The sequence below is a fragment of the Lachnospiraceae bacterium genome (assembly GCA_022794035.1).
Lineage (GTDB): Bacteria > Bacillota > Clostridia > Lachnospirales > Bianqueaceae > CALWPV01.
The window spans coordinates 176,818-200,424 of record JAAWDX010000005.1 but is presented as its reverse complement, the minus strand read 5'-3'; the positions used below and the strand labels follow the sequence as shown (position 1 = coordinate 200,424).

The following is a 23,607-nucleotide window of genomic DNA, read 5'->3' as shown; positions in this document are numbered from 1 at the left end:
AAGACCCCGGCTCTCTGAGGCGCTTTGCAGCGGCTACTTAGCTATGCTCATTGCTGATTTATACGCCAGCTAGTATAGCATTTTAAGCGCCGGTTGTCAACCGTTTATTCTGCAAATGAGAGGGTATACGCTTCATCGTAGAATGGCTTAAGATCGCTTTGAATACGCTGATATTCTGCAAGCTTTTCGATCACCCATGCGCTAGCCTGCTTGGGTGTGAGCGCTGCGTCTCCCAGCTTGCCCAGCGCGGCTGCATAGATTTCTCTTTCCAGTACACCCCATGGGAGCCCCGCCCCTGCTATGTGATCCAGCATATTTTCTATGCAGGCTATGGTTTCCGGCTCAAGCGGCATTGTCTTGATTTGGTAGCTTTCTATTTCACTCTGCTTGAGACCTCCAGTCATAACGCGGCTCCATATATCGTTAGGATATAAAATAAAGGACGTATGCTGCGCCTCCTGTAGCTGTTTCTCTGTCAGCCGCCGATTGACGGAAAACCCATAAAACGGCGGGTATGCATAGTCAGCCAAATACCGCGCTATGTCGTAGCACACTTCCGGATATTGGGTGGAAGCAAAGCCAACGGCAAAACCCGTAATATTGGCTGAATAGGTATTCACCCCTTGCAGGCTCGGAATCCCACAAAGGACAAGCTCTTCTCCTGCCTTTTGATACGCTGTGTGGAAATATGCGGCATCCGTTAAAAGGCTACTATAAAAATTTAGACTGCCACACCGTCCGCCTGATAAGAAGATGCCAATCTCCTCATAAGCAGAGGCTTCCATGCCAGCAATCGCCGTGCTTTTATTGTGGCCGTTTACATTTTGCCAATAGGATTGCTGCTGCCAATTTAAAATATTGACAAATTCCTGCTGATTATACTGTTCCATTAACGAGAAAATTTTGGTTATCGCTGATTCCTGCAGCAGCAGCTCCTGATCTACGCTCCAGTAACACGGGTATCCGGCGGCTGTTAGAATATTGGGCAGATATTTACCAGCCGGACGCATACTGGCATCCCATATCGCTTCCTTTGTATTCGAGGACTGCGTCTGATGGCAGCTATTTTCTAAAAGATACAGTATCTCTTCATATGAACTGGACTGATCTGGGCGCGGCATCTGCATTTCGCTTAGATAGGCATCCGAAGTAAGCAGCGCATTTAGATTAAATAAAAATGGCAGCGTATACTGCTTTCCGGCGATCTGGCCGCCTTCTAAAATCTGAGTATAGTAGTCATCCTCCTGTAGAAGGCCTTCTCGCTCTGCATATTCTGTAAAATCTAGCAGCAACCCCTGCCTTGCCAGTCGCTCATAATCGTAGCCCGTATGCTTACTGGCAATCAGAAGATCAGGCAGGGGCCGATTCTGATCATATAAAAATTGGAGCGGATCCCCTCCTTCTTCTCCGGTCTCTTCTAAAAAATGAATTTCTATTTTAATACCTGTTTTTTCGCTATATTCCTCCAGCGCCTGCACAAATATATTTCCGCTTCCACTGTTCATCTCGCCGCCTGCTATTTGAGGGCCAACCGTATATTTTGACGGATAGATGGTTAGTTCTTCCTTCTCCGTCAGCAGGGTGCTCGATACTCCTGTGACGTATACCGTCAATCCGTCTCCTTCTTCTAAATGCAGATCAGCCTTGGATCCTGCCGCATTTTCTACAGCGGTTTTGCACCCTGTGCAAAGAATTAACAAACAAAGAATAAGGATAAACACCTGTTTTTTCATCGCTTCCTCCAAACGCTGACAAAGATCCATAATAAAACTCCGATTCCTAAAAATATGCTGCTCAGCCCTGCCCCGTCAGCCAGCAGGCCCGCCAGCGGGAAAATGACGATCATGGCAATTGAAAAAAACATGCTGTCCACCGAGATGAGCGTGGCCCTCTGCTCGGAGGGGATCAACCGGTTAAGCGCCTCGGACTGTACGGGATAGAGCGTGGTATTGAAAAAGCTGGCAACCATGAAGAATAGGATGGATAGGACGGTATTTTCCAGACGGTAGCTGACTAGGGCGGCGCCGATCAGAATGGAGGCTAGTGTTGTAAGCCGTCCTCGCAGCTTTTCATAAAGCCTTTCGCTCAGCACAGCTCCTAGACAGGCAGCGCCGCTTGCCGCTAAAAAGATGATACTGATCTCAATTTTATTGTATCCGAACTCAGCGTAGTACTGCTGTCCGTAAAAAGAGAATACCATATACGCCGCATCGATGACTGAATAGTATAAAATAATCTTAAAGATGCGGATATCCGATTTTAAAATATGCCAGCTGGTAACAAAATGCTGACGCACCAGCTGACAAACCGATTCTGACGCCGTATGGGCTGCCTCTTGTACGCGGGGCACCTCCTCCATAAACAGCACGGGGAGCAGCGCGGCGGCGGCAATCCCGGTGCAGGCTGCATAGCTCCATACATAGGAATACTCCGTAAGCACGCCGCCCATGACCGTTGAAAGGGCTCCGGCGATTTCGATAATAAAGTTGAGTCTGCCGTAAACATGTCGGTATTTCTCTTCCTCGCCAACATATTTCATGCTGTCGTATACCAGCGCTTCCTCCGAACCAGAATTAAAATTATTGCCGATTGCCTGGATCACAAAGCTGAGCGCAAATAGCCAAAAGCTTTTAAAAAACAGCATGATCAGGCAGGAAATCAGGATGCAGATCCTGCTTATGATCATACTGTGTTTCCTGCCCAGCAGATCGGCGGCCGCCCCCGACGGAATTTCACATAAAATGCTGGTGGCGTGGTAAATCCCCTCCAAAACGCCCACCTGTGCCAGACTCATCCCGCAATAGATCAAATACAGCACCCAAATTGCACCCTGCATATTGAGATTGACAACAAATGTACTCACATAGTCCAGCTTGATATTTCTTTTTAGCCTTCTTTTTAGCTGATCATTCATTTCGTAATTCCTTCCTTTTTGTAAATTTGGATACAAAAAAGCAGCCTGATCGGTTAGATCAAACTGCCAAGGAATCACCGCGATTTTAAGTTATTTACCTAAAAAAGAGCGCAGTAATCCCGTAAATGATCAGTTTTGCATGTTTTAGATGCACTGCTACTGCAACAAGCAGCCATATACGAAATGTTCTGCTCTATCCGCTTCATTCTGCGCCCTCCTTTTTTTAACTGAGTATATCAGATTTTCCACGTGGATGCAAGGCTTAATCCGCAAACAGCTGCGCAGCCATTTTCATACGCTCCGCAATCTTCACGCCAAACGGACAGCGGTTCTCGCAGCTGTGGCAGGCGATGCACTCCTGCGCTCCATGCGCCAGCGCCTGATAATGCGCCTTCACCGCCGCCGGCACTTCCACCTGCATCGTAGCCAGATCATAATATTTATTCACCATGGCAATATCAATATCCACCGGACATGGCTTACAATGTCCGCAGTAGGTGCACTCGCCCTGCCCAAAGGTATGGCGCGGCGCGGCCGCCAAAGCAGAGGCATAATTCTTCTCCTCCTCGGAGGCTGTCTCATACGCTACTGCCTCATCGATATGTTCCGGCGTATCATAGCCGGCCATAACGGCCGCCACGGCGGGGCGTGTGAGACAATAATGAATGCACTGCACCGGTGTCAGCGCTATGCCGAAGGGAGAACGCTGTGCATCAAACAAACGGCCTCCTGCATACGGCTTCATCACCGTGATCCCTACATCGTTTTGCTCGCACAGCTTATAAAGCTCTGCCCGTGACGGATCAATTCCGCCCAGCTCTTCTTGATATTCCTCTGCAAAATACTGATCGATCTGCTCGGTTGGCGGCAGCATATCAAATGCCGGATTGATGCTAAATAAGATCATCTCGATAAAGCCGCTTTCAGCAGCTTTTTTAGCAATATCAGGGTTATGCGTACTGAGACCGATGTGACGGATCTTTCCGCTTTCCTTAAGCTCAGTGACATATTCAAAATAGGGACCGCTGGTTGCCGCCTGCCAGTCGCTTTCCTGATCAACAAAATGGATCATACCCAGGTCAATATAATCGGTTTGCAATCGCGTGAGCAGATCCTCAAAGGCCTGCCGACATTTTCCCGCCTCGCGGGTGCGCACGTACTGACCGTTCTGCCAGGTGGAGCCGATATGCCCCTGAATGAACCACTTTTCGCGCCGGCCGGCGATGGCTTTGCCGATGTTGGTGCGGACGTTCGGCTCTGCCATCCAGCAGTCTAGGATGTTGATGCCGAGGGTCTCGGCGTGGTCGATGAGCGCCTTGCAGTCTTCGTATGGGTGGCGCTCCAGCCACTCGGCGCCGAAGCCGATTTCGCTGACCATGAGGTTCGTTTTGCCAAGTCTTCTGTACTGCATGGGATCTCCTTATTTTAGAATTACGCGGGCAAATTTCTTCTTGCCGCGCTTGATGATGATGCCTTCGCCGCGGAGTGCATCGGCTGTGAAGATTTTGGCGATGTCCGTCACCTTTTCACCGCCGGCCTCGACGCCGCCCTGCTCGATATTGCGCCGGCCTTCGGAACGGGAGCCGGCTAGACCTGCCTTTTGCAGCAGGGTGATGATGTCGATTGCACCGTCTTTCAGATCGCTTTCTGCAATTTCGGTGGTCGGCATATTCTCCAGATTGGCGCCGCCGCCGAAGAGCGCCTGCGATGCCTGCCGCGCCTTTTCGGCTTCTTCCTCACCATGCACCAGCTTGGTTAGCTCGTAGGCAAGGATATTTTTGGCTTCATTTAGCTGGCTACCCTCCCAGCTGTCCATCTTTTCGATTTCTTCGAGCGGCAGGAAGGTCAGCATGCGGATGCATTTGAGCACATCGGCGTCATTGACATTGCGCCAGTACTGGTAAAACTCGAACGGGCTTGTTTTATTGGGATCGAGCCACACGGCGCCGCCAGCGGTTTTGCCCATTTTCTTTCCTTCGCTGGTCAGCAGCAGATTGATCGTCATGGCGTAGGCGTCCTTGCCCAGCTTTCTCCGGATGAGCTCCGTCCCTCCGAGCATGTTGGACCACTGATCGTCGCCGCCAAACTGCATATTGCAACCATATTTCTGATACAGCATGTAGAAGTCATAACTCTGCATGATCATATAATTGAACTCCAGAAAGCTCAGACCCTTTTCCATACGCTGCTTGTAGCACTCCGCCGTAAGCATCCGGTTAACCGAAAAATGCGCACCTACCTCGCGCAGCAGCTTGACATAATTCAGATCCAGCAGCCAGTCGGCATTGTTGACCATCATGGCCTTGCCCTCGGAAAAATCAATAAACTTGCTCATCTGCTGCTTGAAGCAGTCGATATTGTGCTGGATATCCTCCTCGGTCAGCATTTTCCGCATGTCGGTCCGTCCCGATGGATCGCCGATCATGCCAGTGCCGCCGCCAAGCAGCGCAATCGGCTTATTGCCCGCCATCTGCAGGCGCTTCATCAGGCACAGCGCCATGAAATGTCCCACATGCAGGCTGTCCGCCGTAGGATCAAAGCCAATATAAAACACTGCCTTTCCCTCATCGATCAGATCGCAGATCTCCTGCTCATCGGTCATCTGTGCAATCAGGCCTCTGGCCTTTAACTCTTCTGAAATTTTCATCCTATTTTACTCCTTTTCTTACAACATAAAAAGCCCGCCCTCATGAAAGGACGAGCTTTTGCTCGCGTTACCACCTTACTTCACAGAAAGCTCGCGCCTTCTGCCTCATCAGGTACAGCATCCGGCCTTGCGGCCCAAAATGACGATACCTTAGCAGCTTTCTACGGTTTGCCTCTCCGTCGCAGCCTACTGATCTCCATGTCGTCCAATCGGACGCTGACCGGATTCTGTTCGGTGCGCAGCTCGAAGATGTATTCACCATGGCTATTCATGCGCCTCTCACCAGCCGGCCGCTCTCTGTTTGCCTTCACCACAGCTACTCCTTCTTGTCATAGCCTTTTTGCTTGATTCAGTTGGTAGTTAGTATAATGGCTTTACAAGTTTTTGTCAAGAGCCTACCCGTCAAAGTTTTAGGGGATATCTCCAGCGGTTTCATTGTTTTCCCCTTCAACGACTGATATCACATGAGCTTATATATAGCCATTCTACTTAAAGATTCTGCTATCACCACGTACAATAGTCATCCAGCTCAGCTTATTTTTAAATCTGACTACAAAATTCAATGATTTCATTTTTTCTTTGCTGCACTGCCTCTTTATACTCTATCGAGCACAAACCTAAGCTACTGCAGCATTCAATTTCCATATGGCCGTAGAAGTGCTCAATGCTTTCAATAATGCGCGTACATTCTCGCATGCCTGACCCTGTTCTTAATGCAATCACATACCCCTTCTTGCCTTTGCCAATCACTGCGTGCGGCTCATGTGTATTACACCACGGCGTACAACGATCGATAAACACTTTAAACTGCCCCGGAATATCCGCCCAATAAGACGGTGATACCGATATAATCTGATCGGCCCACTCATAATTTTGTATAATTTTATCTACCTCATCATGTTGGATACATTGAGCAGTGCGATGACAGCTTCTACATCCCTTACAATAATTAACCTCAAAATCATCGATACAAATATCTCTGACTTCATGCTTTTCTTTTAGGTAATTAGATACAACACGCACGATTTCCGCTGTGGCACCATCTTTCACCGGACTACAGTTCATAACTAAAATGTTCACTATATCCCCCTCCTCTGCATTTCCTCTCGCTTGGCCGACGTACATTTTATCTATCCTACTATAAAATCTTGCTAATATCCATTCCACCCACTATATATTCTCATTATTTCTCCGTGGCTGTGAGTATTTCCTCAAGAACCGCTACTACATTGGTAGCGGAAACCCTTCATTTTCTACCAAGCACTACTGCATATTTAATACTTTCTCCGCGTCCTTCATTTCTTTTGCTTAGTTCGCGGACAATACCCTCAAATCTTATACGCTGCCGATAAAATCAGCCCCTCTACCGCACCTAAAAACACATAGGGACGGACCTCCAGAGGAAATACACCCAAACCTTGTGCTAAAGTGACGGACCTCCCTCCTTATTCTATAAACACTCTCGTCAGAACCGTCCCTTCTAGCCCAGCATATACACTTCTATCATCCGTCGCGCCTCTTCAGCGCTAAAAGCCCCTTTTTCCTCCACTGTCACAATCAAATTCCTCTGCGGCACATAGCCAGCGATCTCATATATTTTTAGTTTTTCACGAAAGCTCCTTGCATAGCTTTCCACATCCATCAATCCCGCATGCTCCCAGATCACCACGCTTCCATCCTTTCTCCACACCGTAAAATCTGGCTTCAGATGCCATTTTCCAATTTTCATTGGCCGCTCATACTCATAACGAATCCCCCGCGAAAACAGCAAATTCGCGATAATTTCCTCCGATTTAGAAGCCACCAAATCTCCGCGATCCGTTAAATGTTTATACTGCTCCGCATATTTCTTTTTACTCGCTGCCTTCTTCGCCTTGCGATACTGTTCACGCCGCCGCTCCTTTTCCTGCTTCGCCTCTTGATATCCAGCCACAACCTCCTGCCACTGCACTCCAAACGCCCTCAGCGCCCCCCGTGCCATCGACAAAGACCGCCGCAAAGCTCCTCTGCGCTTTTTCTGCTGCTTCATCACCTCAATCTGCCGCCGCACCTCCTCCAGCGCATCAGCACGTACATATTTCTGAAACTTCTTTCCCTTCACATAATATTGCCAGTACGAATACCTCCTCTGCTGCCCCTTCCAGACCACCGTCCCCGGCGAATGCACAAGCGCCCGGTTAAGCTCCTCAATTCTCAGATACACATCCAAAAAGAACTGCTTCAGCTGCTCCATCATCATTTCCATTTCAACCATCGTACCACCTCCTATATATAGAAGTATCGTACGATTTTCATCAAATTCCCTACAAAAATAAAAAAAACAGGCGTCAAAAGTCGCCTGCTTTTCCTTCCGAACCAAATAATCTCATTTTAGCCTTCACCGCTTCTCGGATCGCCGCCACGCGCGCCGCACGTAATTCCAAGTACGAAGCCCCCGCCGCGGAAGCGCCAGCTTCACACAAATCTGTGAAAATATTGATCTTTGCAATACCATCTCGTACCGTATTTCTAAAATCCGCATCGGAAAGCCCTGAGCCTCCATGCAGCACCAACGGCACATCTACCGCTGCTCGAATCTCGCGCAGCCGCTGCAAATCCAAGCAGGGCTTCAGCTTATACGCGCCGTGCGCAGTACCGATCGCAACCGCCAGCGCATCCACCCCCGTCTCTTCACAAAAGCTCTGCGCCTCGGCCGCCGTCGTATATTGATCGCTCACCGCATGATCCCCTGCGGCCGCCTCACCTACATGACCAATCTCGCCCTCCACCGTTGCACCCATCGCATGCGCAATGCGCACCATCTCGCGCGTATCGCGTATATTCTGCTGTACGTCACCGGCAGAGCCGTCAAACATGACGCTGGTAAAACCAAGTTTCAAGGCCTCCATACACCGTTCAAAGGTGAGTCCATGATCGTAATGCACCACCACCGGCACGCTCGCGCGCCGGGCTGCGGCCAGCACTGAAGGCGCAATCAGCTCCAGCTCGCCATAGGGCAGCAGCACCTCAGCCGTACCGATAATGATCGGCGAACGCAGCTCCTCAGCCGCACTGATCGCCGCCTCCAGCATATCAGTGTCGATCGTATTAAAAAGCCCCACAGCATACTGTCCCTGCTGCGCCTTTTTCAGCACCTCGTTCAGGTTTACTAACATATTTCCCTCCTTGGGTAAGCACTTGCCATCTGCCAAATTTCTTGTACGCTGCGCAAACCATCTACTGCATTTTCAGCGGACAAATTACACGCTGCAGCCGCTGATGCATAGACCAAAAGCTCCTCATCGCCGTAGCCCTTCCAAAGACCATACAAGCATCCCGCGCAAAATGCATCCCCAGCGCCCACACTGCCGGCAATCTGATCCGCTGGCAAATCCAGCGATGGCACGAGAGTAAATGCACCTGTCGGCACATCCAGACAAAGTCCCGCTTCCTTGCTATGCACAACTACTTTGCGGCCTACGCCGCTTTCCGCCATTTTTTCCATTGCACCGCGTACAGCAGCAATATCTAGTGTTCCATCTGTACGCCGCGGCGAAATATGCCAGATGCCGCAGCTTTCAATTTCATTTACAATCACATAATCGCAGTAGCGCAGCGCTGGCAGCACTGTACGCTGATAATCCGCTGAGGCTGAGCTCACCGCGTCCACCGAGGTACGAATCCCCTGTGCCTGCACGTCATGCAGAAAATGTGCCATCTGCGTTCCGTACGTCGCATCCTCCGCATCAAACCCATCCAGCAGCATCAGATACCCTGCATGCAGCATATCACACTGCAAATTCTCCAGCTCTACCTGCTCCGGCGCAAATTCCGCATTGGCGCCCCGCGCATGAAAAAATGTTCGCTCCCCGCTGGGGAGGCTCATCACATCACTAAAGCTCGTCGGCGAGGCCGCAGAGCGGGAAATCCGGCTGGTATCAATGCCATGCTCGCGCAGCTGCGAGAGCGCATAATCACCATAGGCATCCTGCCCCACCCGGCCGATCGCACCTAATCTCAGCAAAGAATCCATCTTAGCAAGGTCGATGGCTGTGTTTGGCACACAGCCCCCGACCGCCTGCTTTACGGAGCTGATATTCGCCAGCATCCCCAGCTGTGGATAGGAATCCACCGTTTTCACAATATCTACCAAGATATTGCCAGCTAATACAATATCCTGTTTCATGAATCAATTCACATCCGCTACCAGCGGTCCCGCCAGCTCCTGCAGATAGAACAGCTTACCAGGCAGTGTTGGCATATAGCTCGAGGTGATCCACATATTCGGCCCGTAATGCAGTGTTGTCAAAAAGCTCATACCCTGCCAGCCCATGCCGCGGCTCAGCGCACCGTCCGCACCGCCGATGATATAATCCGCCTGCAGCAGCAGTCCGGGGCCAACCGTATTCGCACGGCACGGTACCAGCGTCGTACGACTCTTAAAGCTCGTAATTGCATTTTGCTCAATGGTCAGTGGATGAAGCTTCGCACCCAGGCGATGTGTCTGCTGCTTCCACTCAGCTTCGCTGGCAAACTCCGCCGCGAAATGAGGCTCCCAGAAAGCAATATGGCACATACGGCCAATGCCAAACAGCAGTACCAGTTTCGCTCCTTCTGCCTTCAGCGCCGCAATCTTGCCCGCATACGTTGGCAGATTCTCTTTCGTTGCAAAATTCCGCTGATATTCCGGCACCGTCAAATCCCCTAATTTATTAAAAAACGCTTCCTTCATGCAGTATTCAAACGAAGCCGGATCCGTGCTGGGCAGTGTATTGCCCTCGCCGTCGGCCCACTCATCCATATTAAACGTATACACATGATCACAGGCCACCTGCCATTCCTGCAGGAAATAAACTGCCCATTTATACATGCCCATGGGGCCAACCGGGACGATCATTGCCAGCTTTTCTCCGCGATCCTTAGCCTTTTTAATCTGCAATGCAATCTCATGCCCCATCTTCATGTCGAACTCACTGATGTCGGCGCAGGCAATAGGCTCAAAGCCCTCATGCCAAAAGTCCTCGCGCTGTACGCCTTTTTCGCAGCAGGCGTCGATCTTCGCCATATCCCAGCCAGCGGGGTAAAAATCTTCCAATAAAGAGCCCTTAACGGTTGTCATAAAATCCATTCTGTTTTCCTCCTTACAGCTCCATTTTAAATCTTCTTCTAAAAATGGTCCTCAAATTATCGCCGTCCATGATCTTTTGAATCTTCATCTCATTTCGGTTTACCAGATCCAAAAGCTCACACGCCGTCTGTTCACAGGCTTCGTCCTCATGGCGCTCCCTATGCTCAAAGCAGGTAATTAACAGGCTCGCATAGGCTGCATGGAATTGAAGCACCTCCCACTCCTTCCGGCATGCGCCGGTCTGACGGGCAAGGTTGTCTGCAATCACCGGCTGAAAATCTGCAATCACTTTGCGCACCGCGGCATAATCCTTGCAGAAGGGGCCGTATTCGTTTTCGAGATCGCCAAAGGCGGGGCCGTTGTAGATGAGCATGAGATCAGAAATCGCTTTCAGATATGCTTGCACCTGTCCGCCGTCCGCGCCGAATACATTTTCATAATATGACGTAGAAAGTACGTCGTAGCTGCAAGTTTCATCCCACAAGGCGGCGGCCATCATGTTGAAGGGCAGGGCCGTGGGGAAGAATGCACGCTGAATCTGGCAGCTGACCATTCCGTTGATGCCGATTTTGTGCAGATCCTTCATGTCCTGATAGAGGTTCTGCGCGCACTTTTCGTAGCCGGGATCGCTGATATGCGCCCACATAAGATGGTAGTCATAGTCAAAGCTGTCGCCGTCAAAGATGGCCTGCCAGCGGCGCAGATGCTCCAGATTCTGATCCAGCGATTTGGGCACGATCAGCTGATTGCGCTGATAAGGCGGCAACTCGCCAGTATACTCAATAAAGTCGCTGTAGTTCTGACCGTAACGGCGTGAGATGGGGGCAAACATTAGAATAAAGCGGTCGGGATTGTGCAGCCGCTCTTCCTCAGGCTCCCACAAAAGATCCACGTATACCAAAAAGACAACCTTGGTAGCCAGCCCTGCTGCTGTCAGCTTTTCGTCCAGCTCATTCAGCATGCGCACGTACCAGTCGGAGGGACGCTTCTTTTGGCACTGCTCGCATTCACAGTGATTGTTGCGTCCGTCGGCCAGCCAGAAATGCAGCGCATTCACATGCGGATTTTTCTTACAATATTCTGTGATGGCGTCCGTCATCCGGTCGCGCACCTTTTGACTCGAATAGCAGAGATTGGTATTGAGCGGCACACCCTTCCACAGATCGCGCTTGCCGCCAATCTGCGCCAGGCACTCCCGTGTATCCTCAGAAAGCGCTTCCGCACTGGCCATGCTGCCCCAGTTGCTGCCATCAAGGCCAAAGGGCTCACAGGTCCATCCGTGGCCGGTCTTATGATAGCCAATCCCGCGGCGGGCAATTTCACTCTCCAGACTCACCGTCATAGCAGCGATATCCTGCTTTGTCAGCGGTTCTTTTTCTAAATATGGATTGCTGTCATGCCCATACCAGCGCTCAAAGAACTCGCCGGGTACCAAAAACTGGACAAAATATTCATTCATGCTGACTTTAGGCAAATAATCGATCATATCGGCAATGTTTTCGTAGGTATCCGCCCCTTCGATGCATACGCCGCGGTGGCGGTAGCTGGCCGCCTCGCTGACAGTCACTTCCAGATTTTCCACCGGGCGGGACGGAATTCGTTCCCCCTCCTTGCCGGGACGCAGCCACAGGCAGCCAAGCTCCTTTAGGAAGCGGTACACTGCGATCAGGACGCTGCGGTCATTGGTACCCGTGATGTATCCTGCGCAGCCCTTTACGGCGATGGCAATCGCGTCGTCCAGTGCAGGCTCGGGAACAGCTGGCAGCTTGGCTGCAAGCTTCTCGTCGCGGCCGACCCAAATCACCTGCTCAAAGCTTTCGTCCAGCGCAGACAGCTGCAGGACGTCGATCACAAGGGCGCTGTCCATCTGCTTTAAATATTTTTTCAGCTCTGAAACGGCGAAATCGGTCACCTTGCCGTCTCCCAGCTGTGCAATTCTAATTCTGCGGTATTTCATCCTTTTCTCCTCCTTATGGCAGCATTCTTTTGGTCGTGACCTTGGGCCATGCATAGCACTGCGTAAAGGCCTCGGCATACTGTGCGCCGCACTGCAGACCCCTGAAGCGCGCGCAGGTCTTCACAAATTCGGCAAAATCAATATGGTCGTGGTCGCGCATCCACTTCATCTGGCTCTCATGGCATTCGAGCATTTCCAGCTTGAGGTCGATCGTGTCCGAAATATCCACATATTCCGTCGGCAAAAAGCCCACGCCAGCCAGCGTATCCATATAATAAATGGGGGTCAGCGGCGCCGCCTCTGCATTCAGATAATGCGGCACACTCGCGGCAAAGGAGGCGTCAAACACCAGCTTGCTCACCGCCGTGTGGTCCGGCATATAATCCTCGGGGCTGTGCGTGATGATCACATCCGGCTTCGCATAGCGAATCACCTCGACCACCTTGTTGCGCTGCTCCTCATTGGGGTACACCATCAGATCGCCCACATCGCAGGTGATCACCTCGATGCCAGCCAGCGCCCCAGCCCGGCGGGCCTCCTCGCGGCGCATATCCCGCAGCTCATCCGGCTGAATGATGGCATGCCCCAGATTGCCGTTGGCCACATGGCACACAATCACATGATGCCCCTGCTGCCGGTATTTTGCCATTGTCCCCGCGCATGATACCTCAATATCATCCGGATGGCATCCAATCGCTAGTACGTTCAATCCGTTTCCCTCCTTAACACATCGTCTTGTTTCTGCCCTCATTCTATGCTATACTGCATAAAAAGTCTTTATCTTATGTTCTTTATTTTTTAACACATCGTATCCAAGCAGGAGGCGCCATGGCTTTTGAACTAGTCCGCATCGAGCCGGAGATCGACATCGCCGGCTTCCATTCGCTCTATTATTTCGAGTTTGACAAAAATTTTTATCACCCTCCCGAAAAGCATGACTTCTGGGAGATGGTCTATGTCGATGAGGGACGGATCCACGCCATTGCCGATGGCATCGGCTGTACGCTCTCCAAGGGGCAGGTCATCTTTCACAAGCCCATGGAGATGCATTCCCACATCGCCAATCATCAGGACGCCAGCAATCTCGTAGTCGTGTCCTTTTCCTCTCCCAGCCCGCGCATGGCCTATTTCAACAAAAAAATCTTCTCCCTCGAAAAGCCCTCACGCAAGATCCTCTCCCTCTTTTTAGAAGAAGCCAAAAACGCGCTCGGCAGCCTGCCCGGCGAATACGAAAACAAATCGCCCGTAGACTTCTCCCGCGCACGCCCCGGCTCCGTCCAGCTCATGCAGTGCTATCTGGTTGAATTTCTATTTTCGCTCATCCGCAGCGACGAAACCTCTGTCAGCGCGATGCAGCCCACCAAGGCCGCGCGCCGCATGGCGGCAGGCACGCTCGTATCGTCCATCGAAAGCTATATCGAGTCAGAACTTGCCGCCTCCCCTTCGCTCGAACTGCTGTGCCAGCATTTCTCGCTGAGCAGAGCCTACCTATGCCGCATTTTTAAAGAAGAAACAGGAACAAGCCCAATCGACTATTGGATTGGGCTCAAAATGAAAGAAGCCAAGAAGCTCCTGCGTGAAAGCAATTACAATGTCACGCAGATCTCGGAGCTTCTTGGCTATGCCAGTATTCATCATTTTTCACGCATGTTCAAGCGCGCCTATGGCGTCTCGCCGACAGCGTATCAGTCCTCCATCGGCGGCTGATTCTCCGCCTCCGGTGCCTGCACGGGAGTACTCTGCACCGGGCTTGGCTGCACGGGAGCACCGTTTTTCACAAACAGGCTGTTTAAAATCAGGCCGGCATTCCTTACCTCGGTATGATTGTTGCGCCGAATCTGCCCATAGCTGATAAAGATGCCCAGCGCTGTGAAAATAGCGGGCTGGATCAGATCCATGATCATATCCTCTGTGGTCACATAGGTGCTGAAATAGCGAAGGCTATCGCTGATATAGGGCCATACGCCATACGCATCATGCAGCGCCAGATACCACATCACCTGCTGCACAAAGAAAAGCTCGGCGATCGCTACCAAAATCACGACCGGCAGTACCGCGCGCCCCATCTTGCCCTTCAGCAGGCGGTATCCAAAATATGCGCCCAGCGGAATCAGCGCGTACAGCCACGCCGAGATCAGCTCCGCAAAATACATCAGCAGGATCGTCGGGATCGTCGCAATCGTGCCGCCTAAGATCGCACCGATGATACCGCTCCAGTAATGACCGGCATTCTGATTGGCCTCTGCCTCCGCCAGTGCACCGTATGACTGGCTCTCGCAGCAGCTTTTATGTACCGGTACATAACCATCGCCAATATACGCCAAGCTGTCACAGCCTGCATTTTTACACAGCGGACACTGCTGGGGAATGGCCACGCCAGCTTCCAAAAACTCCTGCGCAACAATGTCCATTGCCGCAAAAATGCGATTCCACAGGCCCTCGTCGCGCCCTGCACAGGTCAGTCCCACCAGCAGCGGATCATTATTAAAATAAAACAGCTTTGCACTTCCCTGCAGCGCTCTTTTTGCGCTCTTATACACCTTTTTCGGCAGTCTGTACGCCAGCTTAAAGCTAACCGTCATGCTCTGCACCGGGTTGCCTTTGGCCGTAATGGTAAACGGATACCCCTTCACTTCTCCAAACGCCATCTGATTCGCTACCAGCATCCCTCTGGCAGTCGCATAGCCTGTAAATTCCTGTAATGTCATGTATTTCCTCTTCCTTTCCCCCTCATGCCTATACATTAAGGTTCTTTTTGTTCTGTCCCTATTTTATTTGTCCCCTCTTTTCTTGTCAAGGAGTTTTTCAAATCATAATACCATGAACCACTACTATTCTTTTAACCGCTATATTCGGCAGGCCTTTGGCCAAAAGCTGTATAAACTCTCTTTAAACGGCGGCATGAGCTGTCCGAACCGCGACGGCACGCTCGGCACCTCCGGCTGCATTTTCTGCAGCGCCGGCGGCTCCGGCGATTTCGCTTCCAATCCCCAGCTGTCTGTGGACGAGCAGATCAAAGCAGCGGCGGCCCTGGTTTCGCGCAAGGCGCGCGGCGGCCCGTACATCGCCTATTTTCAGGCCTACACCAACACCTATGCGCCGCTGCCCTATCTGGAGGCGCTTTTTACGCAGGCCATCCAGCATCCCGACATCGCCGCGCTCTCCATCGGTACGCGCCCCGATTGCCTGCCAGAGCCGGTACTCGATCTGCTGGAGCGCCTTTCGCATATCAAGCCCGTTTGGGTAGAGCTCGGCCTGCAGACCATTCATGCGCACACGGCGGCCTATATACGCCGCGGCTACGACCTGCCCGTGTTTGATCAGGCCGTACATGCGCTGCAGGCGCGCGGGCTCTCCGTCATTGTGCATCTCATTTTGGGGCTTCCCGGTGAATCGCCGGACGATATGGTGCAAAGCGCTGCCTATGTAAGCGCCGCGCTTGCGCGCCAAAATCTGCCGCAGCCTGCTCTGCCGATCCCGCCTGCAAGTGGTGTCAAGCTGCAGCTTCTGCATGTTCTGCAGGGGACGGACCTTGCTGCAGACTACAAAAAAGGGCTTTTTAAAGCCCTTTCTATGGAAGATTATTTTGCCATTTTATTTCGCTGTTTAGAAGTCCTGCCGCCCTCTCTCGTCATTCACCGGCTGACAGGCGACGGCCCCAAATCACTGCTCATCGCGCCGCAGTGGAGCGCCAATAAAAAGCTGGTACTAGGCGCTATGCAGCGTGCAATGGATGAGGCCGACGTACAACAGGGCCGCTTAGCTCAGTGGCCGCAGTGACCGCCGCAGCCATGATGACCATGATGTCCGCAGCTATGCCCCTCATGGCCTTCGTGCTCATGGTGATCGCAGTGCACCTCGGGATCGTACCCAAGATTTCCTTCCAGCAGTGCCTTTACTGCGTCATCGGCACTGCCGCTTACTCCGCCGTAAAGCGTGATCCCTACCTCAGAAAGCGCTGCCTGCGCACCGCCGCCAATGCCGCCGCAGATGAGCGTATCCACGCCGTTTTCCTTCAGAAAACCAGCCAGCGCGCCATGTCCGCTGCCATTGGTATCCACTACCTGCTCCTGCGTAACGGTTCCATTTTCTACCTCATAAATTTTAAATTGCTCTGTATGCCCGAAATGCTGAAATACCGTGCCATTTTCATACGTGACTGCTATCTTCATTTTTTGTTCTCCCTTCTGCGGCATGGCCTGCTGTAGCGCCATACCTTTTCTTTTTCTGCACTTTTTTTGACCATGACAAAATTCAGAGCCAATGCAAAGCCGGTAATGACCGCCTGCAATGAAGAGCGCCTTGCCGTTCACGAGGCTGTCCGCCACCTTTTCTCTGGCGGCCTCATAGATTTCCGTCACTGTAGTTCTGGAAATCTCCATCTGCCGGGCGCACTGCTCATGCGTCAGCTTTTCCAAGTCGATCAGGCGGATTACCTCGTATTCGTCAACGGTAAGCTGCACCGTTTCTGCCTGACTCCTGTCTGCCGGTTCAAACCGGGCATACAATGGCTGCTGGCAGATTCTTCTGCAGCGGCTTGGTCTTGCCATGCTCTCACTCCCCCATTTTCGTCATATGTCGAAAATAGTATACCACCCTTTTGCCTAAAATACAATCACATATTTACCTTTATTCCGTCTGTTTTTATCCGCCAGAATTTTAGGAAGCTCTTCTAGCGGTGCTTTCTCATAGATCATTGAGCTTACATCCATCTTTCCGCCGGCAATCAGCTCTTTAGCACGGGGAAATGTATATGGATTGATGAAAGAAGCTTTAATCGTAATTTCTTTTTTAAAGATCATAAAAGGCTTGATCATCACCGTCTCCTCCGGCTTCGTAAGACCGAACAGCATCACCGTACTGCCTTTACCCGCGATTTCGATCGCCTGCTCAATCGTCGCTGGCTTACCCACGCATTCAATCACCGTATCCACCTGCTTCGTGATGGCCTCAATGGCTGTCTTCACATCACCGCTGAGCGGATCGAGCGCTGCATCAGCGCCCAGCTCCAGCGCTTGTTCTCTTTTTTCAGCAATCGGCTCCAGAGCAATCAGCTTGGCTGCACCCGAAATCTTAGCCAGCTGCAGCATCAACAGCCCAATCATGCCGCAGCCAATCACCACCACCGTGCTGCCCGGCCGCACACTGCTCATATCGATGCCATGAAGACAGCAGGATAACGGCTCTGTCATGGCTGCCGCCTCATAGGAAACCTCCTTCGGATAGCGGCATAGCTGCGAAACCGGTGCTGCGCAGTACTCTGCAAAGCCGCCGTCCACCGTCGTGCCAATGCCGATCATATGTTCACAAAAATGTCCGGCGCCGCTTTTACAATACTCACAGCCTCCACAAAGCTGATTAGGATCCACCGCTACCAAATCGCCAATCTCATAGCCAGAAACTCCTGCCCCCAGCGCTGCGATCTCACCGGCAAATTCATGCCCCAGCACCGTACCGGCGGGCGTTTTGGCGGCGCCCTCATCTCCGCAAAAGATATGGACGTCCGTACCGCAAACTCCGCAGGCCCGCACTTTAATCAGCACCTCATTCTCCTTAATCTGAGGAACGCTCCGCTCCTCTATCCGCAAATCATTCTTTCCGTAAAATACAGCTGCTTTCATTTTATTCCTCCATTCCGAAGCGTATGCGACGGGAATGCCATCCCAGCTTATTTGTGACGCTCCGGCACAAATAGCCGATTAAAAAATAAGCTATCAAACTTATTTTTCAATCTATTCTCCTTTATATTTGATATGGCACCGCGATCCGGCGCTGATAATAATACAGATTTTTAAAGCCCAGCCTCTTGAGCAGGGCAGCGGCAGCCTCAAAGCCGTTACCCACACGCTCCGGCGTATGCGCATCCGAGCCAAGCGTAATCAAATAGCCCCCCAGCTCCCGGTAGCGCCTGATAATGCTTTCATGCGGCATATAATCCCCATACAGGCTGCCAATCCCTGAGGTGTTGACCTCCAGCGCAATGCCCTTTTGGATGATCCTCCGCAAAATCCGCTCAATCTCCGCCTCATATCTGTTCACCGCCATCCCCCGCTGGTACTTCCCGTTAATATACCGGAGCGGGCAGGTTAAATGTGTTAGTACATCAAAATCACAGGTTTCAATCATCTCCTCCATATCCGCGAAATAGATTGCCAGAAAAGCTTCTATCTCCTTCTCCGAAAGCCGCGAAAAATCAATGGCCGAATAGGGCAGCGTATACCCCGCCATCCGCACGGCATGCACCGATCCCAGCACCTCATCATAGGACGCAGCCGAAAGCACCTCCCTTGCTGCCCCTGGCTGCCACATTGCCTCTCCCATCTCTACGCCGCACAGTTTTAAAAGAGGCTCCGGCTCCCGCACCTCACGGATTGCTTTTGCAGCAGCTTCGATGGGCGACTTCACATCCTGCTGACCCGCAAATTCCGTATCACAATGATCGGTAACAGCCAGACCCACCAGCCTTTTTTGCGCCGCAGCGCGGCAAATACCTTGCATGCTTCCTTTTGCATCATGCGAAAATTCAGAATGCGTATGGCAATCGACAAAGCCTGGCAGGTGCTGCTCCGGTTTGAGTCTTCCGTCTGTTTCAATCAGATCTGCTCCCAGCGCCCGCGCTGCCTGCAGCTCCTTCTCCTCGGTAAGAATCCAGATCCCCAGCTTTGCGTACTGCTTGACCGCTGCACAGAGCGCCGGAGAAGCTTTCGACACCTTCACCCACGCGGTCCGCGGCGTGTCGAGGGCAAGCCAGACATACCATGCGCTGTCCCGCAATATGGCGGCCAGCTCTTCTATGACGGATTCGCTTACCGGACCGTCATAATGGATTTCACAATCCGGCAGTGCCTTTCTGACTCGTTTTACGGAATCGACTGCTGAACAGGTAAGGGCTACTTTCGCTTTTGTACGCCTGACAAGCTCAAATAATACCTTCTGCTGCGCGTCGCTGCATTTTTCAAACCGATTGTCGATCTTGACCGTCACATCGCTTCGCTCTGCAAGCTTTAGAAGCGCTGTGAGCAGTGGAATTCTGGTTCCTTTAAATTTGCAGGCCTTATGGAGGCCGGCATCATAGCGCAGCGCTTCTTCATACGAAATAGTCTCGATTGTCAGTCCCTCCGGCAGCTGCGCGCCGCTTTCGGTGCAGCAGGTACGCCTTAAGGCGCTGTCATGCAGCAAAACACATTGCCCGTCTTTGGTAAAGCGGGGATCGGTTTCTATATAGGCATAGCCCTGCATCACCGCCGCCTCAAAGGCCGGAAGTGTATTTTCCGGATATTCGCTGCTTACCCCTCTGTGTGCTTGAAATTTCATTTTTCTCCCTTTCCGCTTGCCATGCATTGATATTTTCTATATAATCATAAAAACAATCAATCAGTCAATGATCGCCGCTAAAAATGAAAAAACGATCACATAAATGATCGCATGGGAGGCTTCTATGAATGCAGAACGTGAAAAAGCGATTTTACAAATTTTAATTCGGGAAAAGCAGGCGAGAGTAACGGATCTGGCCAAACGCTTATACGCCAGCGAGCCCTCCATTCGCCGGGATCTGAATGAGCTGGAAAGGCAGCATTTGCTGCGCCGTATCCACGGCGGCGCTATTTTAGATGAAACCGGTATTTCAGAAATCAAGATTCCGTTTCTCATTCGCGAGCTGGAAAGCTCTGATGAGAAGATTCAGATTGCCCGAAGGGCAGCTCAGCTTGTACCTGATGAAAGCGTTATTTTTTTAGACGCTTCTACCAGCGCTTATCAGATGATCCCGTTTTTAAGCTCGAAAAAAAATCTCACCGTGATTACCAACGGAATTCATGCATTAAAACGACTCAGTGAGTCCGGCATAAAAACCATTGGTACCGGCGGTGAGGTGATCCATTCCTGTTTAGCTCTCGTCGGTGATAATGCCCACAGCATCATCGACCGTTACAATGCCGATCTGGCCTTTTTTTCCTGCCGCGGTCTTTCCGATGACGGATATCTAACCGATATATCAGAAAAAGAGAATCATGTGCGGCATCATATGATCGCGCATGCGCGCTGGGCCTATCTGCTTTGTACGCCAGATAAGATCGGACATCGTTTCTTTCATACGCTGTGCCAAGCCGATGAAATCAGCGGCATCGTCTATGCTGATTCATTGATCAGAACCGACGGGCATAAAAATAAATGGGACCTATAGGGCTCGAACCTATGACCCTCTGCTTGTAAGGCAGATGCTCTCCCAGCTGAGCTAAGATCCCATTTGATAGAAAGATATCATATTTGCGTTCAGAAGTCAATACATGACTTTTTCTCCCCTATAATCTGGTACTCCCAAGCGCTTCGCTTCCTTCTTTATCATTAAACATGGGGCATGGCAGCTGCCATACCCCACATTTCCTATCGTTTCAGCTTATAAATACAGCGCGTTCATCAGCAGCTTAAAGGTTGCATAGGTCTGCATGCGCTTAGACGGAGCAAAGCCGTACAGGACAGCGCTTCCTGCTCCGCAGGGTGCCTGCACGCAGGCAAAACGACCGCCAATCAGCTTTTCTCCCGTAAGAAGTCCGCTCTTTAGGATATGATCCTTTTCAAAGCGTACAAACGGCTGATATTCATCTGCATGGAATTTATCCTTGACTTCAAATACAGGACCGTTCCAGTGCAGAGCCAGCGTATTCTTCTGCATACCGAAGCCAAGCGGATGCTGCGTATCCACCGTTACGTGCAGTGTAGAGCCGTGTGTGTTGAACTGACTAGCCGGCAGTCCCTTCACCACATTGCGAACCATCAGATTCAGCACGCGGATCGCATAGTCAGCCGAACCTTCCATTGCCAGCAGGCGCCCGCCCTTTTCTACAAACTCACGGATGGCGGCAGCGCCCTTTTCACCCAGTCCGCTGCGGTACTGCGGCGGCTGGCTGAGGCTCATCGAATAGATCCAGCCCTCCGGATGCTTCTCCGGACCGTCCAGAATGTTTTCATTATCGCTCGGGAGCACCAGCACATCAAAATCAGCCAGCTTTCCATCCCAAATATCCTGATCCATCACTGTGGTAAAATCAAATCCAAATTTCTCAAACAGCAGGCGCATCCAGCCCTCTTCGGCATTGCCGCCATAATAATGCTGATAAATCGCTACGCGGGCAGGCTTTACCTCGATCAGCCCATCCGGACGCCCTGCTGCGCGAAGCTCTACCGGATGCTGCTCCCAGCAGCTGCGGATCGCGGCCTCATCGCCCTCTACATAAAAGTCGCGGAACGGGCAGGCTGTTATACGCCATACCTGACAGCCAGCCTTCATCATCGCATTGGCCGCTGCATACGCCTCATTCTCACGCGCACTCAGCACATAGCCATGCGGCTTTCCTGCCTCAACCGGATTATCATGCGCTGCTCCCGGACTTACTGCGCCGATCGCCAGCGCTGCTTCCCAGCTCTTCGTTTCCGGCACGGCCTTCAGCACCTTAAAATCACCCTTGAACGCCTGTCCGGCCACATCCACCTGAATTCCCATGAACTCTGCCACGGTATCCGTCGCCGAATCAAACGCCGTAATCGCACCGCTCTGATCCCTTGTCCAGATATTATCCGGATAATGCGTCTCGCCCAGCAGGCTCTTAATTAAGCCAAACTTAGGCTGCGCCAAAAATACGACCGCATCGCCCGCCTTGTACAGGCGATTGCCCACAGTAAAGTCTTGCTGCGCTACCTGCACCTCGATGCCCTGACCGAGCAAAATCTGCAGAAGTCTGCGATGACTGCTGGCGTCAAACTGGGTCGCCGGTATGACGTACGCAAATTCTTCGCTCTGAGCGCCGCGCTCCGTCTGGTTGAGCGCTTTGCGCGCCATATTGGAAAGAACGGCCTCGCGGTTTTTGGCCATCGTATCTAAAAGGCCCCATGCAGCGCCATACTGACGGTCCATGATATCAGAGAGGCGCCACCAGCCGCCCTTCCACGGATTGGGGAAGTTGGTCTGTGCTTCGTATTCGGGCATGAAATTGTCATGATCGCCTTCCAGAGAGGAGGGATCGATATACAGCGGAGAAGCGAGGCGTGCGCTGGCCGATTCGGTGAGCATGCCGGGGATGTTGTGGCTGTTGGTGATCCAGTGGTAGCCATAGTGCCCCCATGCCGGGAACTGCGCGCCGCTGGTTACGCCGTCGAGCCCCTCAGCCTCCATATGATAGGCCATGTTAGCGCCGTACCAGTTCAGCTCGCGCCATACAAGCGGATCGGTGTCGGGACGCAGCGGGTTTTTGTAGGGTGCGATAAAGATGCGCGCGCCGTTGCTGCCCATATGATGATGATCCTGATAGGCCTGCGGCATCCACTCGTGGAAAATGATCTGACCCATGTACTGGGACTCCACAATATTCTGCGCGAACGCATCGCGGTTATTGTCATGACCAGTGTATTTATGATATAAAATCGGATAATGACAGCCTTCATAGGGCGTGCCGAGCGTACTCTTGTAGAAGTCTGTCACCATGATCTGCCCGTCCGGATTGAAGCAGGGGATCATGACAAATACGACCTGATCCAAGATGCGCAGGATGTCTTCATCGTCCTTAGAGGCCAAATCATACGCCAGCAGAGGTGCCATCTGTGTGCCGCCGATTTCAGTTGCATGCAGGCTCATACTCTGTACGCAGACAGCCTTGCCCTTCTGCACCAGACTGTCGATCTGCTCCTGCTCGAGGCCTCGCGGATCGGCGAGCGCCAGGCTTGTCTGCCGGATTTCCTCTAGATTTTCAAAGTTTTCCGGCGAAGTGATGATCACTTCCAAGAAAGGATTGCCCTCGGTGGACGGACCCATGTTGATCGTACGAACGCGGTCAGACTCCTTGCCGAGCTGCTCAAAATAACGGGCGATCTCATCCCAGCGGGCCATTTCCCGGTCTGTACCTAAATGGTAGCCGAAAAATTGATCCGGTGAAGTAATAGAATGCTGCATAGAAAAGCCTCCTTTTTAAAATACTTTTAATTTCCAACAC

Annotated in this window: 19 protein-coding genes and 1 tRNA gene; 3 read left to right on the top strand and 17 right to left on the bottom strand. The window is 51.7% G+C overall.

Translation table 11 applies throughout. The annotated features are described in order from the left end of the window. Nucleotides 1–104: 104 nt before the first annotated feature. The 11 genes from HFE64_05630 to HFE64_05580 all read right to left on the bottom strand — a co-directional run bounded on the left by HFE64_05630 (nucleotide 105) and on the right by HFE64_05580 (nucleotide 13,334). Nucleotides 105–1,763 (bottom strand): extracellular solute-binding protein, encoded by a 1,659-nt coding sequence (locus HFE64_05630; protein ID MCI8632945.1) that lies wholly within the window; start codon nucleotides 1,761–1,763, stop codon nucleotides 105–107. Further along, nucleotides 1,730–2,914, bottom strand: coding sequence for an MFS transporter (locus tag HFE64_05625; protein ID MCI8632944.1), 1,185 nt, complete (start codon nucleotides 2,912–2,914; stop codon nucleotides 1,730–1,732). The genes HFE64_05630 and HFE64_05625 overlap by 34 nt, the downstream gene beginning before the upstream one ends. A 262-nt stretch (nucleotides 2,915–3,176) precedes the next feature. Beyond that, a complete protein-coding gene (locus HFE64_05620) occupies nucleotides 3,177–4,325 on the bottom strand; it encodes an aldo/keto reductase (protein ID MCI8632943.1) in 1,149 nt (382 codons plus the stop codon). Between the two features lie 9 nt (nucleotides 4,326–4,334). Next, entirely contained in the window at nucleotides 4,335–5,561 is a 1,227-nt protein-coding gene (locus HFE64_05615; GenBank protein MCI8632942.1) for a tyrosine--tRNA ligase, read from the bottom strand. A 540-nt stretch (nucleotides 5,562–6,101) separates the two neighbouring features. Then, a complete protein-coding gene (locus HFE64_05610) occupies nucleotides 6,102–6,686 on the bottom strand; it encodes a flavodoxin family protein (GenBank protein MCI8632941.1) in 585 nt (194 codons plus the stop codon). 355 nt (nucleotides 6,687–7,041) lie between these two features. Beyond that, the gene (locus tag HFE64_05605; GenBank protein ID MCI8632940.1) at nucleotides 7,042–7,815 is read right to left on the bottom strand and encodes a hypothetical protein; all 774 of its coding nucleotides are present in this window, start codon (nucleotides 7,813–7,815) and stop codon (nucleotides 7,042–7,044) included. Nucleotides 7,816–7,888: 73 nt separating this feature from the next. Beyond that, nucleotides 7,889–8,716 carry a class II fructose-bisphosphate aldolase gene (locus HFE64_05600; protein ID MCI8632939.1) on the bottom strand — a complete coding sequence of 276 codons (828 nt, stop codon included), beginning with the start codon at nucleotides 8,714–8,716 and terminating at the stop codon, nucleotides 7,889–7,891. Continuing rightward, nucleotides 8,710–9,726 carry a carbohydrate kinase family protein gene (locus HFE64_05595; GenBank protein MCI8632938.1) on the bottom strand — a complete coding sequence of 339 codons (1,017 nt, stop codon included), beginning with the start codon at nucleotides 9,724–9,726 and terminating at the stop codon, nucleotides 8,710–8,712. The genes HFE64_05600 and HFE64_05595 overlap by 7 nt, the downstream gene beginning before the upstream one ends. A gap of 3 nt (nucleotides 9,727–9,729) precedes the next feature. Then, the gene (locus HFE64_05590; protein MCI8632937.1) at nucleotides 9,730–10,668 is read right to left on the bottom strand and encodes a glucosamine-6-phosphate isomerase; all 939 of its coding nucleotides are present in this window, start codon (nucleotides 10,666–10,668) and stop codon (nucleotides 9,730–9,732) included. Nucleotides 10,669–10,681: 13 nt separating this feature from the next. After that, a complete protein-coding gene (locus HFE64_05585) occupies nucleotides 10,682–12,625 on the bottom strand; it encodes a DUF4838 domain-containing protein (protein ID MCI8632936.1) in 1,944 nt (647 codons plus the stop codon). 13 nt (nucleotides 12,626–12,638) lie between these two features. After that, nucleotides 12,639–13,334: a PIG-L family deacetylase gene (locus tag HFE64_05580; protein ID MCI8632935.1), complete on the bottom strand. Its 696-nt coding sequence runs from the start codon at nucleotides 13,332–13,334 to the stop codon at nucleotides 12,639–12,641. Between the two features lie 119 nt (nucleotides 13,335–13,453). Between HFE64_05580 and HFE64_05575 the strand changes: the two genes are divergently transcribed. After that, nucleotides 13,454–14,332 (top strand): helix-turn-helix transcriptional regulator, encoded by an 879-nt coding sequence (locus HFE64_05575; GenBank protein ID MCI8632934.1) that lies wholly within the window; start codon nucleotides 13,454–13,456, stop codon nucleotides 14,330–14,332. Here HFE64_05575 and HFE64_05570 read toward each other — a convergent pair. Continuing rightward, the gene (locus tag HFE64_05570; GenBank protein MCI8632933.1) at nucleotides 14,311–15,333 is read right to left on the bottom strand and encodes a hypothetical protein; all 1,023 of its coding nucleotides are present in this window, start codon (nucleotides 15,331–15,333) and stop codon (nucleotides 14,311–14,313) included. The two genes, HFE64_05575 and HFE64_05570, sit on opposite strands and share 22 nt — an antisense overlap. 112 nt (nucleotides 15,334–15,445) lie before the next feature. Here HFE64_05570 and HFE64_05565 point away from each other — a divergent pair, with 112 nt between their 5' ends. Continuing rightward, nucleotides 15,446–16,405, top strand: coding sequence for a TIGR01212 family radical SAM protein (locus HFE64_05565; GenBank protein ID MCI8632932.1), 960 nt, complete (start codon nucleotides 15,446–15,448; stop codon nucleotides 16,403–16,405). Here HFE64_05565 and HFE64_05560 read toward each other — a convergent pair. The 3 genes from HFE64_05560 to HFE64_05550 form a co-directional block, all read right to left on the bottom strand. Next, nucleotides 16,390–17,175: a DUF134 domain-containing protein gene (locus HFE64_05560; protein ID MCI8632931.1), complete on the bottom strand. Its 786-nt coding sequence runs from the start codon at nucleotides 17,173–17,175 to the stop codon at nucleotides 16,390–16,392. The two genes, HFE64_05565 and HFE64_05560, sit on opposite strands and share 16 nt — an antisense overlap. A 54-nt stretch (nucleotides 17,176–17,229) precedes the next feature. Continuing rightward, nucleotides 17,230–18,246, bottom strand: coding sequence for a zinc-dependent alcohol dehydrogenase family protein (locus tag HFE64_05555; protein MCI8632930.1), 1,017 nt, complete (start codon nucleotides 18,244–18,246; stop codon nucleotides 17,230–17,232). Between the two features lie 121 nt (nucleotides 18,247–18,367). Beyond that, nucleotides 18,368–19,939, bottom strand: coding sequence for a histidinol-phosphatase HisJ family protein (locus HFE64_05550; protein MCI8632929.1), 1,572 nt, complete (start codon nucleotides 19,937–19,939; stop codon nucleotides 18,368–18,370). A 124-nt stretch (nucleotides 19,940–20,063) separates the two neighbouring features. Between HFE64_05550 and HFE64_05545 the strand changes: the two genes are divergently transcribed. Continuing rightward, nucleotides 20,064–20,807: a DeoR/GlpR transcriptional regulator gene (locus tag HFE64_05545; protein MCI8632928.1), complete on the top strand. Its 744-nt coding sequence runs from the start codon at nucleotides 20,064–20,066 to the stop codon at nucleotides 20,805–20,807. Here HFE64_05545 and HFE64_05540 read toward each other — a convergent pair. Together HFE64_05540 and HFE64_05535 are read right to left on the bottom strand one after the other, a co-directional pair. Then, nucleotides 20,796–20,868 (bottom strand) — tRNA-Val (locus HFE64_05540). The genes HFE64_05545 and HFE64_05540 overlap by 12 nt on opposite strands. A 152-nt stretch (nucleotides 20,869–21,020) precedes the next feature. Next, the gene (locus tag HFE64_05535; GenBank protein ID MCI8632927.1) at nucleotides 21,021–23,567 is read right to left on the bottom strand and encodes a peptidase M14 family protein; all 2,547 of its coding nucleotides are present in this window, start codon (nucleotides 23,565–23,567) and stop codon (nucleotides 21,021–21,023) included. Between the last annotated feature and the right edge of the window lie 40 nt (nucleotides 23,568–23,607).